18 protein-coding genes are annotated in these 16,806 nt (G+C 61.7%); 7 read left to right on the plus strand and 11 right to left on the minus strand.

Going from position 1 to position 16,806, the window contains the following annotated elements; genetic code table 11:
• Positions 1–242: 242 nt before the first annotated feature.
• A complete protein-coding gene (locus tag BLT55_RS25405) occupies positions 243–683 on the minus strand; it encodes a MaoC family dehydratase (protein ID WP_054999719.1) in 441 nt (146 codons plus the stop codon).
• 230 nt (positions 684–913) lie between these two features.
• Here BLT55_RS25405 and BLT55_RS25410 point away from each other — a divergent pair, with 230 nt between their 5' ends.
• The 3 genes from BLT55_RS25410 to BLT55_RS25420 are packed head-to-tail and all read left to right on the plus strand — an operon-like array spanning position 914 to position 2,595.
• Complete coding sequence (locus BLT55_RS25410; protein ID WP_007250835.1) at positions 914–1,276, plus strand: CidA/LrgA family protein; 363 nt, start codon at positions 914–916, stop codon at positions 1,274–1,276.
• Positions 1,273–1,989: an LrgB family protein gene (locus BLT55_RS25415; RefSeq protein WP_007250834.1), complete on the plus strand. Its 717-nt coding sequence runs from the start codon at positions 1,273–1,275 to the stop codon at positions 1,987–1,989. The genes BLT55_RS25410 and BLT55_RS25415 overlap by 4 nt, the downstream gene beginning before the upstream one ends.
• Before the next feature lie 15 nt (positions 1,990–2,004).
• Entirely contained in the window at positions 2,005–2,595 is a 591-nt protein-coding gene (locus BLT55_RS25420) for an LON peptidase substrate-binding domain-containing protein (protein ID WP_054999720.1), read from the plus strand.
• A gap of 276 nt (positions 2,596–2,871) precedes the next feature.
• Here BLT55_RS25420 and BLT55_RS25430 read toward each other — a convergent pair whose 3' ends face one another.
• The 6 genes from BLT55_RS25430 to BLT55_RS25455 all read right to left on the minus strand — a co-directional run bounded on the left by BLT55_RS25430 (position 2,872) and on the right by BLT55_RS25455 (position 7,541).
• Entirely contained in the window at positions 2,872–3,438 is a 567-nt protein-coding gene (locus BLT55_RS25430; protein WP_054999722.1) for a DUF4136 domain-containing protein, read from the minus strand.
• 18 nt (positions 3,439–3,456) lie between these two features.
• A complete protein-coding gene (locus tag BLT55_RS25435; protein ID WP_007250831.1) occupies positions 3,457–4,080 on the minus strand; it encodes a DUF4136 domain-containing protein in 624 nt (207 codons plus the stop codon).
• 19 nt (positions 4,081–4,099) lie between these two features.
• Positions 4,100–4,849, minus strand: coding sequence for a methyltransferase domain-containing protein (locus BLT55_RS25440; RefSeq protein WP_054999723.1), 750 nt, complete (start codon positions 4,847–4,849; stop codon positions 4,100–4,102).
• The gene (locus BLT55_RS25445) at positions 4,842–5,150 is read right to left on the minus strand and encodes a MazG-like family protein (RefSeq protein WP_054999724.1); all 309 of its coding nucleotides are present in this window, start codon (positions 5,148–5,150) and stop codon (positions 4,842–4,844) included. Before BLT55_RS25445 ends, BLT55_RS25440 begins: the two co-directional genes overlap by 8 nt.
• Before the next feature lie 144 nt (positions 5,151–5,294).
• On the minus strand, positions 5,295–6,155 hold the full coding sequence (locus BLT55_RS25450) for a MaoC/PaaZ C-terminal domain-containing protein (RefSeq protein ID WP_007250828.1): 861 nt from the start codon (positions 6,153–6,155) through the stop codon (positions 5,295–5,297).
• 30 nt (positions 6,156–6,185) lie between these two features.
• Positions 6,186–7,541 (minus strand): 3-oxoacyl-ACP reductase, encoded by a 1,356-nt coding sequence (locus BLT55_RS25455; protein WP_054999725.1) that lies wholly within the window; start codon positions 7,539–7,541, stop codon positions 6,186–6,188.
• 108 nt (positions 7,542–7,649) lie between these two features.
• Here BLT55_RS25455 and BLT55_RS25460 point away from each other — a divergent pair, with 108 nt between their 5' ends.
• The 3 genes from BLT55_RS25460 to BLT55_RS25475 all read left to right on the plus strand — a co-directional run bounded on the left by BLT55_RS25460 (position 7,650) and on the right by BLT55_RS25475 (position 10,878).
• Positions 7,650–8,927, plus strand: a complete 1,278-nt coding sequence (locus BLT55_RS25460) for an acetyl-CoA C-acetyltransferase (RefSeq protein WP_054999726.1) — start codon at positions 7,650–7,652, stop codon at positions 8,925–8,927.
• Between the two features lie 224 nt (positions 8,928–9,151).
• On the plus strand, positions 9,152–9,430 hold the full coding sequence (locus BLT55_RS25470) for a hypothetical protein (RefSeq protein ID WP_054999727.1): 279 nt from the start codon (positions 9,152–9,154) through the stop codon (positions 9,428–9,430).
• 32 nt (positions 9,431–9,462) lie between these two features.
• Complete coding sequence (locus BLT55_RS25475; RefSeq protein ID WP_054999728.1) at positions 9,463–10,878, plus strand: DUF726 domain-containing protein; 1,416 nt, start codon at positions 9,463–9,465, stop codon at positions 10,876–10,878.
• 6 nt (positions 10,879–10,884) lie between these two features.
• Here BLT55_RS25475 and BLT55_RS25480 read toward each other — a convergent pair whose 3' ends face one another.
• Positions 10,885–11,913, minus strand: a complete 1,029-nt coding sequence (locus BLT55_RS25480; protein WP_054999729.1) for a bile acid:sodium symporter family protein — start codon at positions 11,911–11,913, stop codon at positions 10,885–10,887.
• A 417-nt stretch (positions 11,914–12,330) separates the two neighbouring features.
• On the opposite strand from BLT55_RS25480, the gene BLT55_RS25485 reads away from it, so the two are divergent.
• Positions 12,331–13,227, plus strand: coding sequence for a PA4780 family RIO1-like protein kinase (locus BLT55_RS25485; RefSeq protein ID WP_054999730.1), 897 nt, complete (start codon positions 12,331–12,333; stop codon positions 13,225–13,227).
• Positions 13,228–13,682: 455 nt separating this feature from the next.
• Here BLT55_RS25485 and cueR read toward each other — a convergent pair whose 3' ends face one another.
• From cueR to BLT55_RS25505, 3 genes are all read right to left on the minus strand, one after another.
• Positions 13,683–14,096 (minus strand): Cu(I)-responsive transcriptional regulator, encoded by a 414-nt coding sequence (gene cueR / locus BLT55_RS25495; RefSeq protein ID WP_054999892.1) that lies wholly within the window; start codon positions 14,094–14,096, stop codon positions 13,683–13,685.
• Positions 14,093–16,291, minus strand: a complete 2,199-nt coding sequence (locus BLT55_RS25500; protein ID WP_054999893.1) for a heavy metal translocating P-type ATPase — start codon at positions 16,289–16,291, stop codon at positions 14,093–14,095. Before BLT55_RS25500 ends, cueR begins: the two co-directional genes overlap by 4 nt.
• A gap of 68 nt (positions 16,292–16,359) precedes the next feature.
• Entirely contained in the window at positions 16,360–16,740 is a 381-nt protein-coding gene (locus BLT55_RS25505) for a hypothetical protein (protein ID WP_054999894.1), read from the minus strand.
• Positions 16,741–16,806: the final 66 nt, after the last annotated feature.

Genomic DNA, 16,806 nt, shown 5'->3' on the forward strand with positions numbered 1-16,806 from the left:
GCGATCACTCGCAAATAATTCCGGTTCATGACAATCGATTGCAGGTCGAACCAGATGAACGCAGGTTCATTCGCAAATAATCCCGGTTTGCTGGCTCGGATAGATGCAATCAATCCTGGTCGAAAAACGCGATGATTGCAGGTCCGGGCCATTTCGATTGCAGGCCGCTACACGTAGGAGTATGCCGCAGCCAGTAAGGGGGATGAAACAGTCTGTTACGACTGTTTCATATTTTAAACGTGTTACACGAAACACAGCGTCAACGGTTCGGCCACGAAAGCGGGTTTTTCCTGGCCTTCGATTTCCAGCGTGGCCGTGGCTTTGAGCAACCACTGGCCGGGCTTCTTCTCGGTGGCGTCGGTTAACTGGACCTTCAGGCGCACCCGCGAGTTGACCAGCACCGGCTGCACGAAACGCACGCTGTCCATGCCATAGTTGACTGCCATCTTGAGGCCTTCGGGCAGCACCATGATGCCTTCCATGAGTTTGGGGATCAGCGACAGCGAGAGAAAGCCATGAGCGATGGTCGCCCCAAACGGGGTTTGTGCCGCTTTGACCGGGTCGACGTGAATGAACTGAAAATCCCCGGTCGCTTCGGCGAACAGGTTGATACGCTCCTGGTCAATGGTCAGCCAGTCTGAACATTCCGGCTCCTTGCCTACGTGATTCTGGAGTTCTGTCACAGGAACAAAAAGGCATGTCGCTTTCCTTGTCTGGTGGTGGAGTGGTTGCTCGTCGCCGCGCCTGGCAATCAGGGCGCAATCAGGGCCTGCGAGCAAACCACAAGATCAGCAGAGGGTTGGCGGTTGGTCAAGCAACCGCCGTGATGCGAATACCCGCTGATAGCCTTTGTCACAGCATGTTTATAATGGCGCTGTGAATGCGCCGGATTCTTTTCTTTGCTGGAGTTCTCATGTTGTTACGGGGTTTGACGTGGCTGGTGCTGTTCCAATTGCTCGGGACGGCGCTCAACCACCTGTTTCTGTCGATATTGCCCGGCCCGATCATCGGGCTGGTGTTGCTGATGGCTTATCTGATGACGCGCGGTGAAGTCAGCGAACCGCTCAGCGTCGCCGCCAGCAGCCTGCTGCGCTATCTGCCGCTGTTGCTGGTGCCGCCAGCTGTAGGGGTGATGGTCTACGCGGCGGCGATTGCCGAGGACTTCTGGGCGATCTTCGGCACGTTGACCCTGTCGTTGATGATTTCGCTGACCTTCGCTGGCTGGCTGATGCAGCAACTGATCAGGCGCCAGACGCGCCGTCAGGAACGGCCATGAGCCTGGACTGGCATGGCGCGTGGCTGTCAGTGATTCACCACCCGCTGTTCGGTATCGCCATCACGCTGGGCGCCTATCAACTGGCGATGGCCGCCTACGAGAAAACCCGCTGGCTGTTCCTGCAACCGGTGCTGGTCTCGATGGTGGTAGTTATCGGGATCGTGCTGTTCTGTGACCTGCAATACGCGGAGTACCGCAAAAGCACCGAGATACTGGGGATTCTGCTCGGCCCGGCGACGGTTGCCCTGGCCGTGCCGCTTTATCTGAATATGCGGCGTATCCGGCAGTTGCTCTGGCCGACCTTGACTACGCTGGTGGTTGGCGGGGTCTTTGCCACCGGGCTGTGTGTCGGGCTGGGCGTATTGTTCGGTGCCGACCACATGATCCTGATGACCATGGCGCCCAAGTCAGTGACCTCGCCCATCGCCATGCTGGTCGCTGAACAGATCGGCGGTGTTGCGGCGCTGGCGGCGGTTTTTGTGTTGATTACCGGCGTGTTCGGTGCCATTTTCGGCCCGGGCCTGTTGACGCTGGCCGGGGTCGATAACCCGGCGGCGCGCGGTATGGCCCTGGGGCTGGCGGCACATGCGGTAGGAACATCCGTGGCATTGCAGGAAAGTGAAGAAGCAGGGGCTTTTGCTGCGTTGGCAATGAGTTTGATGGGCGTTGCAACGGCACTGTTCCTGCCGCTGGCAATGTCGCTGGCTATTTAAGGGGGAAGGGTTTTCATGACATTGCCACTATTTCCGCTGAACGCCGTGTTGTTTCCGGGGTGCATTCTTGATCTGCAGCTGTTTGAAGCGCGCTATCTGGACATGATCGGCCGCTGCATGAAGCAGGGCGAAGGGTTCGGGGTGGTGTGCATCACCGAGGGCAGCGAGACCGGCCCGGTGCCGGGCGGTTATTCGCGGATCGGCTGCGAAGCGCTGGTTCAGGATTTTCAGCAGCAGGACAACGGCCTGCTGGGCATCCGCGTGGTCGGCGGGCGTCGTTTCCGCGTGGTGGCGGCCGAGGTGCAGCGTGATCAGTTGCTGGTGGCCGAGGTGGAATGGCTGGAAGAGCCCGAGGAGCGCCCGTTACAGGAAGAAGACGCCGATCTGGTTGCGCTGCTTGAAGCGTTGGCAGAACACCCGATGGTCGCGTCGTTGAACATGGGCGTCTCTGCCGAGGGCCAGTATTCATTGTCCAATCAGCTCGCCTACCTGCTGCCGTTCACCGAGCAGGACAAAGTCGAGCTGTTGGAAATCGACGATCCCGAAGAACGCCTCGACGCGATTCAGGAACTGCTCGATGAAATGCAGGGCGATATGCAGGCTTGAGCTTTGGAAAGTCATTTCGCTCAGCACTGATATCAAGGGCTTCTGCCCGGAGGGCGTAGGAGAGGACCGGGCGACGCTTCGCTTGTCCGCGATGGGCTGCGAAGCGGACCTAAAACAGGTGATCCAGGTTGTGTCTGATGTACCGTATGCACCGGTTTTGCTGCCGGTTCCCGGCAGTTCGCGGACAAGCGAAGCGTCGCTCGGTCCCTCCTACAGAAACCGGTATATCGTGGACAAGCGAAGCGTCGCCCGGTCCGCTCCCTCATTCAGGCTGAATCAACGTGGCGGGTAGTGTTCCAGAATCTTTGCGACGGTGGCGCGGATGGCCTGGTCGCGTTCGGTCGGGTTGCCGGCGTTGTCGTTGAGGATGCGCTCGGTGCTGCCGCGCCAGACCAGTTTGCCGTCCTTGCCGTCGAACAGGTCGACCTGCAACGTGCTGACTTTGTAGTCCACGCTGCGCGTTTCGGTGTTCATCGGGCCGTTCCAGTAGCCATAACCGCCCCAAGGGTTCCAGCCGCCACCGTAGTTGCTGCTCACCGTTTGTTGACGGTTTTCAACGATCAGCCAGGCCTGCACTTTCACATCCGCACGCGCCCCTGAGGCGGTCATGCGCAAGCCGCGCTGGTCCAGTTGGTCGCTGATGGACTGGCGGATGCGCTGTTCGGTCAGGTCGCTCTTGAGCCGCGGGTCGTTATCCGGCTGATACTGAACGGCGGGCTCTTTCCAGCTCCAGCTGCGATAGCCGACAAAATCCCGCTGGGCATCGAAATCGCGGTTGATCGAGTTGCTCTGGCAGGCGGCCAGCAGCAGAGCGCAGGACAGCAGGGCAATACGGCGGAACATGGCAATTCTCCGAAACGATTACGAAGGCGGATAGGCCGTCAGCGCCTGTTGCACGGCCTGACGTAAAGCTTTGCTGCGGTCTGCCAGATTGTTGCTGCTGCGCGCATCGGCGCTGGCGCTCCAGACCGGCTGGCCGGTGCGGGCGTCGAACAGGTTGATCTGCACTACCATGACTTTTTCCTGATACGTGCGCACCACCGGCACGCTGGCATAGCCGCCATAACCGGGCCGATACCCGCTGTAAGGGCCATAACCCGCACCGCCACCGTAATACGGATCGACATCCTCGCGCACCTGCCGCAGCCGGACTTCCTGACGCGTCGTCGTGCTGACATACAGGTCCGCAGGCTGATTGTTGCGCGCTGGGCGCAAGCCGCGCTGGTCAAGACCGTTGCTCAAGGCCTCGACCACCTGTGCCGAATCGACCCATGCGGTACCGGGCGGCAACTGGCCGTTGAGCCAGCCCCAGGTCCGATAGCGCCCGTAGTCGCGCGGCGGCGCGGGGTAAGCGCTCAGGTCCAGGGTGTTTTTCGCTTGCGGCGGCGCAGGCGGCATCGGCAGCGAACTGGCTACGTACGGGTTGTCGCTCTGGCAGGCGCTGATCCCGAAAAACAAAGCCAGCAAGGCAAGACGGTGTTTCATGATGGTCTCCGCAGTGGTATCAGACCGGACGGCACATCCAGTGCAGGTAGCGCCCCAGGCCTGCAAACGCCGGATGGCGCCGATGCGCCAGCTCCATTTCCAGCAAATCCGTCAGGTCGGCCCGCGCCTGGAATTCAACCGGCATGTAATCGTGAAACACCCGCACGCCGCTACGGGTTTGGACTTGCCACAGGCCCTCAAGTTGCGTCTCCAGTTCACGAGGGTCGAGAGGTTGCTGGGGCGTCAGGCTCTGTTTTTCCCCGGCCATGTCGTTCTTGCGCATCTTGCGAAAATGGCCTTTCAACAGGTTGCGGTAAATCAGCGCGTCGCGGTTATAAAACGCCAGCGACAGCCAGCCATCGGCTTCGGTGAGCTGGCGCAGGACGGGCAGAATCGTGTGCGGCTCGGCCAACCATTCCAGGACGGCGTGGCACAGCACCAGATCATAAGTGTCGCTTAGTAACTCGGGCAGCGCTTGCCAGGGTGCCTGAATAAACGTTGCCGTCTGTCCAGCATCGGTGAAACGCTGGCGGGCGCCCTCAAGCATCGGCTCGGCGGGTTCGGCCAATGTGACCTCGTGTCCTTGCTCGGCCAGCCACAGCGCCATGTGACCCAAGCCCGCGCCGATATCCAGTACGCGCAGTGGTCGCTTGGGCAACGTTTCGGTCAGGTCGGCCTGCAACACGGCAAGGCGGATGGCCCCTTTGGCGCCGCCATAGATCTTTTCCGCGAACCGGGTCGCCAACTGGTCGAAATGGCGATCACTCACGAGCAAATCTCCGCTCGCTGTCCGCCAGCTTGTTGCGCACCACGGTTTCCATGTCCAGCCCCAGTTCGCTGCACAACAGCAACAGGTACAGAACAATGTCGCCCACTTCCTGGCCTGCATGTTCCAGTTGATCGGCAGGCAGCTCGCGGGACTGGTCCTCGCGCAGCCACTGGAATATCTCCACCAGTTCGGCCATCTCAACGCTGGCGGCCATGGCCAGGTTCTTGGGGCTGTGAAAGGGCTTCCAGTCATTCTGGTCGCGAATACGGTGCAGGCGTTGGGTCAACTCGTCGAGGTTCATCATGCTCTCCTGAAGACGCATAGCTTCAGGCGGAACGACTCGCCAGGCAAGGGGGCGTTGCGCTTTGTTCAGCAGACGCTCAGCCGTGCCCCAAGCCCTTACCCAGCCTTTACAAAGGAGCGAGGCTCCCGGATCAGGAAAAACCTACTGGGTGACCGGCTGCCAGCCGCCGGTCATGTGCAGCAGCTTGTCATCGTCGTCGATCTGGAACTGGCCGTGCGACCCCGCGGCGGTGGCCGACAGCATCACATCCGCCGGCAGGCGCACGGGCTTGTGGAACTGCACGCTGATCTCGACGTTTGAGGCAGGCAGATGCTCGTCCAGCGCGGCCAGCGCACGTGCCTTCAACCACATGCCGTGCGCGATGGCGCGCGGGAAGCCGAACATCTTGGCACTCGGTGCGCTCAGGTGAATCGGGTTGTAGTCGCCGGACACCTTGGCGTAATCGCGGCCAATCTGTGGCGGGGCTCGCCAGGTTTCCACTTGCAGCAGTGGCAGCGATACGGGCTCTTCCTGCTCGGCAGACGAGCTGTCCGGCTGCGCGGCGGTGCAAAGCATGGTGCTTTCTTCCTCCCAGAGCAGACCCAGCCCGTCTTCGGCCTGCGTCACCAGGGTGAACATCGCGCCTTTGCGGTGCGGACGCAGGTTGGTGGCCTGCACGCTGATGTACAGCTGGCTCACGCCACCCAGCGGGCGATGGATGCGGATGCAGTTGTCGACATGAATCAGCCCCAGCAACGGGAACGGAAACTCCGGCGAGGTCATCAACTGCATCTGTAACTGAAACGCCATGACGTGCGGATAGGTCGGCGGCAGCAGGCTGCTGTCTTCGAACCCGCAGACCTTGCGGTAAGCCTCAAGTTTTTCGCTGTCCACTGCGATCCAGCTGCGCAGGCCGAGATCCGGCAACTGCGAGCCCGTCACCTTGCGGCGGCGCAGTGCCGCCTGAAGGAACAGGTTGGAGAGGGGTTGCAGGGAGTCCAGGTAGCGCCAGTGAGCCGTCATTATCCATCTCCTTGAATTCAGTACAGGGCCTCAGGCCCCGATTACACTTTGACCACATACGCGCAATACCTGACCGCTCACCGCGCCGCTGCCGGGCTGGCTGAACCACGCCACCGCTTCGGCCACATCCTGAGGTGAACCGCCCTGACCCAGCGTGCTCATGCGTCGACCCGCTTCGCGCAGGGTGAACGGCATCTTCGCGGTCATCTTCGTTTCAATAAAACCGGGCGCGACGGCGTTGATGCTGATCCCGCGTGCCTTGAGCGCCGGGGCCATGGCGCGGGCGAACCCGATCAGCCCGGCCTTGCTGGTGGTGTAGTTGGTCTGCCCGCGATTACCGGCGATGCCGCTGATCGACGCCATCAGCACGATTCGCGCGTTGTCATTCAGCGCGCCGCCGTCGAGCAGGGCCTGGGTCAGTACTTGCGGGGCATTGAGGTTGACGGCCAGCACCGAGTCCCAGAAGTCTTCCGGCATGTTGGCCAGGGTCTTGTCGCGGGTGATGCCTGCGTTATGGACCAGAATGTCGACGCCGCCTGGCAACTGTTCAAGCAACTGCGCGGGGGCATCTTCGGCGCAGATATCCAGCGCCAGGGCCTGCCCGCCGAGCCGCGAGGCCAGCGCTTCCAGCTCGTTTCGGCTCTGTGGCACATCCAGCAGAATGACGTGTGCGCCATCGCGGGTCAGGGTTTCGGCAATCGACGCGCCAATGCCCCGCGCTGCGCCAGTGACCACAGCCTTGCGCCCGGCCAGCGGGCGAGTCCAGTCCTGAACCTGGCTCGGGCAAGCGCTCAAGTGCACGAGCTGACCGGTGATGAACGCGGCCTTGGGCGTCAGGAAAAAGCGCAGCGCGCCTTCCAGCTGGTCCTGCGCGTCTTCATCCACTTGCAATAGCTTGACCGTCGCGCCGTTGCGCATCTCTTTGGCCAGCGAGCGGCTGAAGCCTTCGATGGCTTGCTGAGTGCTGGCTGCCAGCGGGTCTTCCACGGTCGCGGGCGCTCTGGCCAGAATCACCACATGCGCGCAGTGGTCGAGGTTGCGCAGCAAAGGCTGAAAGAAATCACGTAACTGTTTGAGTTGTTCCGTGCGCAAAATCTGGCTGGCGTCGAAGACCACCGCTTTCAGCCGGGGCCCCTGATTGGCGACCCAGGTGCTTGCGCCGGGCATGTCGCTGCCGAAGCTGTACAGCGAGTCGGTCAGGCGGCTGGCGAATTGCCGGACCCGGTCGCCCAATGGTCCGGCGCTGATCAGCAGCGTGCCTTCGACAGGGCGCAGACGCCCGGCCTGCCAGCGCTCCAGGTGGGCGGGGGCTGGCAGACCGGCGGCGTTCACCAGACGCCGACCCATGTCGGAATTGGCGAAATCGATATAGCGATCTGACGGCATGGAACACTCTCCTGAAGTCGGGGTTCAAAGGAATGGACCACGGTGGCACGACGTTCGTTCTTGCGATCGACAAGGCTCATTCATTCGTTTGAAGAAAGGGAGTTTTCCATGACGCATCCACGTCGAGTTGCCATCGTCGGCGGTAACCGCATTCCGTTCGCCCGCTCCAATGGCCCTTATGCCACGGCCAGCAATCAGGACATGCTCACGGCGGCCCTTGAAGGCCTGATCGAGCGTTTCAATCTGCACGGGTTGCGCATGGGCGAAGTGGCGGCGGGTGCGGTGCTCAAGCATTCCAGAGACTTCAACCTGACCCGCGAATGCGTCTTGGGCTCGCGGTTGTCTGCGCAAACCCCGGCCTACGATATTCAGCAGGCCTGCGGCACCGGGCTGGAGGCCGCGCTGCTGGTGGCCAACAAGATTGCGCTGGGGCAGATCGAGTGCGGCATTGCCGGAGGCGTCGACACCACGTCGGACGCGCCGATCGGTGTCAATGAAGGGCTGCGCAACATCCTGTTGCAGATCAATCGGGCCAAGACTCCGGGCGACAAGCTCAAGACGCTGCTGCAATTGCGTCCGCACCACCTCAAACCGGAACTGCCGCGCAATGGCGAGCCGCGCACGGGTTTGTCGATGGGGCAGCATTGCGAACTGATGGCGCAGACCTGGGGCATCGAGCGTTCGGCGCAGGATCAACTGGCGCTGGATAGCCACTTGAAAATGGCGTCCGCCTATGCCGAAGGCTGGCAGGATGATCTGATGACGCCGTACCTTGGGCTGATGCGCGACAACAACCTGCGCCCCGACCTGAGCCTGGAAAAACTGGCGAGCCTCAAGCCTGCGTTCGAGCGCAGCACCAAAGGCACGCTGTCGGCGGGCAACTCGACGCCGTTGACCGATGGCGCATCGGTGGTGCTGCTGGCCAGTGAAGACAGGGCCCGCGAGCGTGGCTTGCCGGTGCTGGCTTACTGGCGTGACGGCGAGGCGGCGGCGGTGGACTTCGTCAAGGGCGCAGAAGGGTTGCTGATGGCACCGGTCTACGCCGTCCCGCGTTTGCTGGCACGCAACGGCCTGACGCTGCAGGATTTTGATTACTACGAGATTCACGAAGCCTTTGCCGCCCAGGTGCTGTGCACCCTCAAGGCCTGGGAAGACGCCGATTACTGCAAAAAACGCCTGGGCCTCGACGCGCCGCTGGGGTCGATCGATCGCAGCAAGCTGAACGTCAAAGGCAGCTCACTGGCGGCGGGGCACCCGTTTGCGGCGACCGGAGGCCGGATTGTCGCCAACCTGGCCAAACTGCTCGACGCAGCAGGCAGCGGGCGTGGTCTGATCTCGATCTGCGCCGCAGGCGGGCAGGGCGTTACGGCGATTCTGGAGCGTTAGGCAAATGGCGGAGGGCATGGGCATAATCCGCTGCCGCATTGCGCTGCACAGTCAAGATCGGACGCGGAGCGTCCAGAACGGCATGCCGACGCAGAGCGTCGCACGATAGTCGAGATCATCGTTCCGCACGCTCCAGCGTGGAGATGCCTTTCGTGACGCTCCGCGTCACACCCTTGTGTGAGCTGATCAATCAGCATTATTGGCCGGTAACGTCGAGGTAAAACATGGGGCTCATCATTGGCATATCGGTACTGGTGATCCTGATAGGCACCGTGCTCTATCTGTTCGATAAAGGCTCGCGGACTCGCTGGTTGCGGCCCTACGTCGGCCTTGCGCTGATCGGTCTGCTGATCGGCGGGATGGGGCTGTTGGTGGGGCTGGTCTCCGATGACATCGAACGTTATTTTCTGCTGGCCGCCAAATGGGTGATCGCCGTGACCGGTATCATGTTCTGCCTGCGTCTGATCATGTTGATCGCCAAACGCTTCATCGTTAAAAATTGAGCGCGCAACCCGCCCATGCGTAACAGGACAACGTGGACAATCATTTCAAGTTTCTGACCTTGCCCAAGACCTCGGGTGAGGTCGCCAACGTCTTCATTCATGGCTATTCGTCCGGCCACGATCTGGATGACCGGCGCATGCTGGCCAACAGCATCTCCGGTGCCTTGCGCCACAGCGTGAACATTCTGGCTTTCTGGCCGTCGAGCCATTTCACGCAAATGGATAACCGCTCGCGGGGCCTGTTGATGGCCGCCGCCCGCGTGCATCCGCTGGCTGGTGCGGCGGCGCTGGCCGGCGACCGGGTGGTTCATTTCGCGCGTATCCGGAACCGGGCCCGCGACATGGGCAAAGTGTTGCTGGCGCAACTGGACCGCTACCTGTTCGAACATCATCCGCAGGTAAATCGCGTCAACCTGATCGGCCACTCACTGGGCGGGCGGCTGTTGGTCAGTGCGCTCAAACACTTCGAACATCCCCTCGAACACGGCCTGGTGATCGTCGATGTACTGCTGATGGCAGCTGCGGTGCGCATCGATGCTGCCGAGGCGCAGGTGCTCAAGCGCAGAATCAGTGGGCGGCTGATCAACGCGTATTCCACTGAAGACCATGTACTGTTGCTGAACCTGGGTGAAAAAAGCCTGGGACGCACACCGGTCGAGCATTTTGAAAACGTGCGCATGCCGGGCTATCGCCACCACCATTACTGGCGGCGCTTGCAGGAAGTGCTGATTGCGACCGGTTTCCATGGCTGCGAAGGGCTGGAAACCGGCGTAGCGGTGTTGCCGACCATAACCCGCGATCCGGTGTTGCAGGACACCTGGTTGCATGACGTTCTGGCGCGCTCGCCTGATTACGTGCTCGATGCGGCGATCAAACATTTACGCAGCAGCCGCTGGACGCGTCTCAAGGAAACCGAAGCGGACCTCACTTACGCATTCGTGCGCGAATTCCAGCTGGTCGCTGGGCACTTTCTGATCAACGCCGCGCGGCGGCGTGGCGTGCCCTACACGCGAGTGCTCGGGATGCTGGCTCGGCAATATGGTCTGGACGATGCGCTGCATCACTGCGCGACGGTAGTCGAGGTCGAGGAATTGCTGCTCAAGACCTTCTTCCGTCAAGCGTTCAATAGCGCGCATCCGCTGGTGCAGATGCCACGCGCCAGTGTCCGGGCGTTGAGCTGGGAGGTGTACGCCGCGCATGTGGATGCGCTGGCCGAGCGCCTGACCGTGACGGCGTTCTTCAAGCCCGCGCAGGCTGATCAGCCCGCGCAACTCGCCAAAGCTCCCGGCTCGATCAAAGGTTTGCTGGGTGCCATTCGCCAAGCCCCGGTGCAGCGCCTGCTGACGCATTTTGGCACTGCGCTGCGGCCGGGTTATTCGGCGCTGATCCCGACAGTGGCGATCATTTTCTACGCACGGGTGACGCTGAATGATGACGCGCTGATGTAGCGTCCGTCAGGCGGCGCGCGCTTCTTCCAGCGCAGCCTGCGAAAGCTGTTGGCGATGGCGACTGGCGTAGCTTTCGGCAATCACCGAGCAAACGATCAACTGCATCGGGTGATAGATCATGATCGGCAGCAGAATCAGCCCCAGCCCCGGATTGTTGCCGAAGATCAACGCCGCAATGGGCGCACCGGCTGCCAGCGACTTCTTGGTGGCGCAAAACACCGCTGCGACCTTGTCGGCATGGTCGAACTCGAGCGCCCGCGCCGTGCGAGTGGTCAGCAGCAGGATCACTGCCAGCAGCAATGCGGTGCCGACGAACGCGGTCAGGATCACGCTGTTGCCCTGGCTTTGCCACATGCCGGAGATCATCGAATTGCAGAACGCCGCATAGACCAGCAGCAGGATCACCATCTTGTCGATCAGGTTGGTGACTTTCTTGTGCCGCGCGAAGAACTTGCCTAGCAGCGGTCGCAGCAACTGCCCCAGAACCAGCGGCAGCAGGAGCAGGGCGCAGAGGCTCAACAACGTTTCGCCCAGATCGATGCCGCCCGCGCCAGTGCCGACCACCAGGCTCACCAGCCAGGGCGTGATGAAAATCCCGATGACGCTGGACATGCTGGCATTGAGAATCGCCGCCGGAACGTTACCGCCCGCGCTGCCGGTCAGTGCCACCGAAGACGAAATGGTCGAGGGCAGGGCGCACAGGTAGAAGAAGCCCAGCATCAGCAGCGCGGGCACATGCGAGCCCAGCAGTTGGTCGCAGGCCAGCCAGATCAGCGGGAACACCACAAAGGTGAACGTCTGAATCATCACGTGTAGCCGCCAGTTGCTCAAACCTCGTTTGATCTGCTCGCTGGACAGGTTCACGCCGTGCAGAAAGAACACCACGAACACGCCGGTATTGATGACGTATTCGGCGTGCATGGTGCCGCCGGTGGCCCCGAAGCGCGGGAAGAAATAGGCGAGCACTGTCGCCAGAACCATGCCCCACAGGAACCAGTCGGTAGCGACGCGCTTGAAGTGTTTGAGTGATTGCATGGCGGACCCGGACAACGTTCTTAATCAGGATGATTGCAGGCTGTGACCCTGCGTAACGGTGGATTTCATGTTCTGCACTGGAACAGGGCGTCAGTGTAACCAATACCGCGCGGGTCTGGGGTTGCCGGGTTCGAAGACGTGGCCGGTCATTGGCCAGCAATTCGTGCACGTCGTGGTGCCGGTTGCGCAAGCACCAAGGAGGCATCGGTGGCGGTCTTTTCCTGCATCCGTACATTTTGTCCCGGAATATCTTTCACCCCTCGTGCGGCACGAAAGGTGCTTGAACCGGGGCGTTGCGCGGTTTTTCATGAAAAAACCCTTCAATCCGAAAGGCCCTACCCCTACTCGCTAGCGGAAGATTGCCGTATAACGGCAACAATCGCGTATCTGGCAACAAAGGACCCACAATAAAAGCTGATGAAAACTCCTAAACGCATTGAACCCCTGATCGAAGACGGTCTGGTCGACGAGGTGCTGCGCCCGCTCATGAGTGGTAAAGAGGCAGCTGTTTATGTGGTGCGCTGTGGCAATGAGCTGCGGTGCGCCAAGGTTTACAAGGAGGCCAACAAACGCAGTTTCCGGCAGGCGGCCGAGTATCAGGAAGGTCGCAAGGTACGCAACAGCCGACAAGCCCGGGCCATGGCCAAGGGGTCCAAGTTCGGCCGCAAGGAAACCGAAGACGCCTGGCAGAATGCCGAGGTGGCTGCACTGTTTCGTCTGGCCAGCGCCGGGGTACGCGTGCCCAAGCCGTATGACTTCCTGGAAGGCGTATTGCTGATGGAACTGGTCGCCGACGAGTACGGCGACGCCGCCCCGCGCCTGAACGACGTGGTGCTGGAGCCGGATCAGGCGCGCGAGTATCACGCGTTCCTGATCGAGCAAATCGTGCTGATGTTGTGTGCCGGCCTGGTGCACGGTGACCTTTCCGAGTTCAACGTGCTGCTGGCGCCGTCCGGCCCGGTGATCATCGATCTGCCGCAAGCGGTCGATGCGGCGGGCAACAACCACGCGTTCAGCATGCTGGAGCGCGACGTCGGCAACATGGCGCTGTACTTCGGCCGCTTTGCGCCGGAGCTTCGGAGCATCAAGTACGCCAAGGAGATGTGGTCGTACTACGAGGCTGGCACGCTGTCGCCAAGCACGGTGTTGACCGGTGAATTCGACGAGCCGGAGGACGAAGCCGATGTAGGCGGTGTACTGCGCGAAATCGAAGCCGCCCGCCTCGACGAAGCCCGCCGCCAGGCCGCCCGCGCCGCGGACGACGAGCCACCGAGCAAGTCCGCCGAAGAGCCACCGCCGCCTTGGATGCAGTAGGGCCTGACGCAAGGCAGCCCCACTGGAGCGTGCGAGAATCTCAACTATCGTGCGACGCTCCGCGTCGCTATACACGAGTCCGCTTTTGATTCTGGCCGAAGGCCGTGGGAGCGGACCGGGCGACGCTTCGCTTGTCCGCGATATACCAGCTTCTGTAGGAGCGGACTTGTCCGCGAACTGCCGGGAACCGGCAGTAAAACCGGCCGCCTCGGTTCACCAGACACAACCGAGGTCACCAGTTTCAGGTCTGCTTCGCAGCCCATCGCAGCCGTCGTAACCTCCTGAAGCTCCCACGCCCTCCGGGCAGGAGCCCAATCTACGGGCATTTCGGAACTTATGTATAACGCTGAGCGTTGGAGCGTAAGGAACGATAATCTCAACTATCGTGCGACGCTCTGCGTCGTCATGCTGTTCCGGACGCTCCGCGTCCTCGTGCGTACTCGTGCGTCGCCGCGCTAGCGGCACACCGATGAACAACACCCACCCGACGCCAAGTCCTTGAGGATCGGGCAGTCGGGGCGGTCGTTGCCCTGGCAGTGGTCGACCAGCTCCTGAAGTGTGTCGCGCAGGCTGGCCAATTCTTCGATTTTGCGGTTCAGGTCGCTGATGTGCTGACGAGCCAGCGCCTTGACGTCGGCGCTGGCGCGTTGTCGGTCTTGCCAGAGGGTCAGCAGTTTGCCGACTTCTTCCAGTGAAAACCCCAGGTCCCGCGAACGCTTGATGAAGGCCAGCGTGTGCAGGTCTTCCGCGCTGTACTGGCGATAGCCGCTGTCGCTGCGATGTGCGGCTTTGAGCAGGCCGATGGATTCGTAGTAGCGAATCATTTTCGCGCTCAAGCCACTGCTCTTCGCTGCCTGACCGATGTTCATGGCCTGTCCTCCAGATCATGGGGTTTCCAGGTTTTCAGCAGCAAAGCGTTACCCACCACGCTGACGCTGGACAGCGCCATGGCCGCGCCAGCCAAGACCGGGTTGAGATAACCGAAGGCGGCAAGCGGAATACCGATCAGGTTGTAAACAAAAGCCCAGAACAGATTCTGGCGGATCTTGGCATAGGTCCGACGGCTGATGTCCAGTGCGGCCGGTACCAGTCGCGGATCGCCGCGCATCAGCGTGATGCTCGCCGCCTGCATCGCCACATCAGTCCCGCCGCCCATCGCGATGCCGACGTCAGCCGCCGCCAGCGCCGGTGCATCGTTGATGCCGTCGCCGACCATCGCCACCACATGGCGGTTTTTCAACTGATTGACCGTGGCCGCCTTGTCGGCAGGCAGCACCTCGGCGTGCACATCGTGTATCCCCAGCGCTTTGGCGACCACTTGCGCGCTGCCGCGGTTATCGCCGGTCAGCAGATGACTAGTGATGCCGCGCGCGTTCAGCTCCCTGATCGCCTGATCCGTTCCGGGTTTCAGCGTGTCACCAAAGGCGAACATGCCGATGACTTTTGGCTCCGGAGCCTGCTCGATCAGCCAGGACAGCGTCCGCCCGTCGGCTTCCCAGATGCGTGCCGACTCGGCCAGCTCACCCATCGGCAAACCGCTTTCGTCCAGCAGACGCCGATTGCCCAGCGCCAGTTCGCGACCTTGCACCGTTCCGGCTATCCCCCGGCCGCTCAGGGCGTGGCTGTTGTCGACCGGATCGAGTCTGAGCTGCCATTCGTGACAGACATCCAGTACGGCCTTGGCCAACGGATGCTCGCTGCCGCGCTGCAACGCGCCTGCCAGTTGCAACAGGTGCTCTTCATTGCCCAGCACCGCGCTCATGTTGGTGATGCGCGGCGTGCCGGAGGTCAGCGTGCCAGTCTTGTCGAACACCACCGCATCGACGTCATGGGCACGCTCCAGTGCCTCGGCGTCCTTGATCAGAATGCCGTAGCGCGCCGCCACGCCGGTCCCGGCCATGATCGCCGTCGGCGTCGCCAGGCCCAGCGAGCAGGGGCAGGCGATCACCAGCACGGCGACGGCATTGATCAGCGCCACTTCCAGTGATGCACCGACCAGCAGCCAGCCTGCCAGGGTCAGGAAGGCGATCACCAGCACGGTCGGCACGAACACCTGGCTGACTTTATCCACCAGCCTTTGAATTGGCGCTTTGCCTGCCTGTGCGTCTTCGACCAGACGAATGATGCGCGCCAGCACCGTTTCGGCACCCAGCGCGGCAGTACGAATCAGCAAGCGACCTTCGCCATTGATGGCACCACCGGTGACCCGGTCGCCCGGCTGCTTGGCCACCGGCAGGCTTTCACCGGTGATCAATGCTTCATCTGCATGGCTACGGCCCTCGAGCACTTCGCCGTCCACCGGGAAGCGTTCGCCGGGCTTGACCAACACTGCGTCGCCAAGGCGCAGTTGGCTGATCGCAACGTCTTGCTCGACGCCATCAATCACCCGTAAAGCGCGGTCCGGGCGCAAGGCTTCGAGTGCGCGAATGGCACTGGCGGTCTGGCGCTTGGCGCGGCTTTCCAGGTATTTGCCCAGCAACACCAGCGCGATGACCACCGCCGAAGCTTCGAAGTACAGATGCGGCGTTGTGCCAGGCTCGGCGCTCAGCCATTGGTAGACGCTCAGGCCGTAACCGGCGCTGGTGCCGATGGCCACCAGCAGGTCCATGTTGCCCGCGCCTGCTCGTACGGCCTTCCAGGCAGCCACATAAAAGCGCGCGCCCAGCAGGAATTGCACCGGCGTCGCCAGCGCGAACTGCACCCAGGCGGGCAACATCCAGTGCACGCCCAGTGGCGTCAGCAGCATCGGCATGATCAACGGCAGCGCCAGTGCGATGGCCAGCAGCAAGGCCCAGCGTTCACGGTGCAGACGGCGAAGCTTTTTATCGGCTTCAGCGTGACGGTCCTGAACCAGTGTCGCGCCATAGCCTGCACGGCTGACGGCGTCGACCAGGGCCTGCGGGTCGGTGTGTGGCGCGGTCGTCACATGGGCGTGCTCGTTGGCCAGATTGACCGTCACGCTGTTGACCCCCTGCACTTTCGCCAGGGCACGCTCGACCCGACCGGCGCAACTGGCGCAGGTCATGCCGCTGATCGGCAGGTCGAAGGCGGTGGTGTCTTGCATGTCTGTCACTCCCTGAGGCTGATACCTGCAAGGATCAACCTTGCCACACGGGCAAGGTCAAGCGCGATTCAATAATTGAGGTCGGCTTTCTTGAGGTACAGCCCGTTCAGGTCGGTGGCGATGCGGTATTTGAGGATGTCCCCGGCGTGCAGCTGGATTTTGGTGCTGCGCTGCGCTTCCATGCCGCCCTCACAGCCTCCGACGTTGCCGCGCAGGGTGGTCAGGCGCACAGACACTTCGCCGGGCGGCAGGTTGAATGACACCGAATCTTCCTGAAAAAGTCTTCCGGCCAGACGGTTCTGAACGTAGATGCCGATCTCGCACGAGGTCGCCACTTCCAGACGCTCTCGGGAGATGACCAGGATGCCGTAATCCTGAGCCGCCTGCGTGGCGGGGGCGATAGCCAAGAAACCGAGAATGCTGAAGAGGCTTACTGCTGACCAGCGCATCGCTGATACTCCTGAGATAAACGTCGATGACGATAGAGCGTGGGATCAGCTTGGCCTACGATGACC

Origin of the sequence: Pseudomonas cannabina, assembly GCF_900100365.1 — a bacterium.
Classification (GTDB): Bacteria; Pseudomonadota; Gammaproteobacteria; order Pseudomonadales; family Pseudomonadaceae; genus Aquipseudomonas; species Aquipseudomonas cannabina.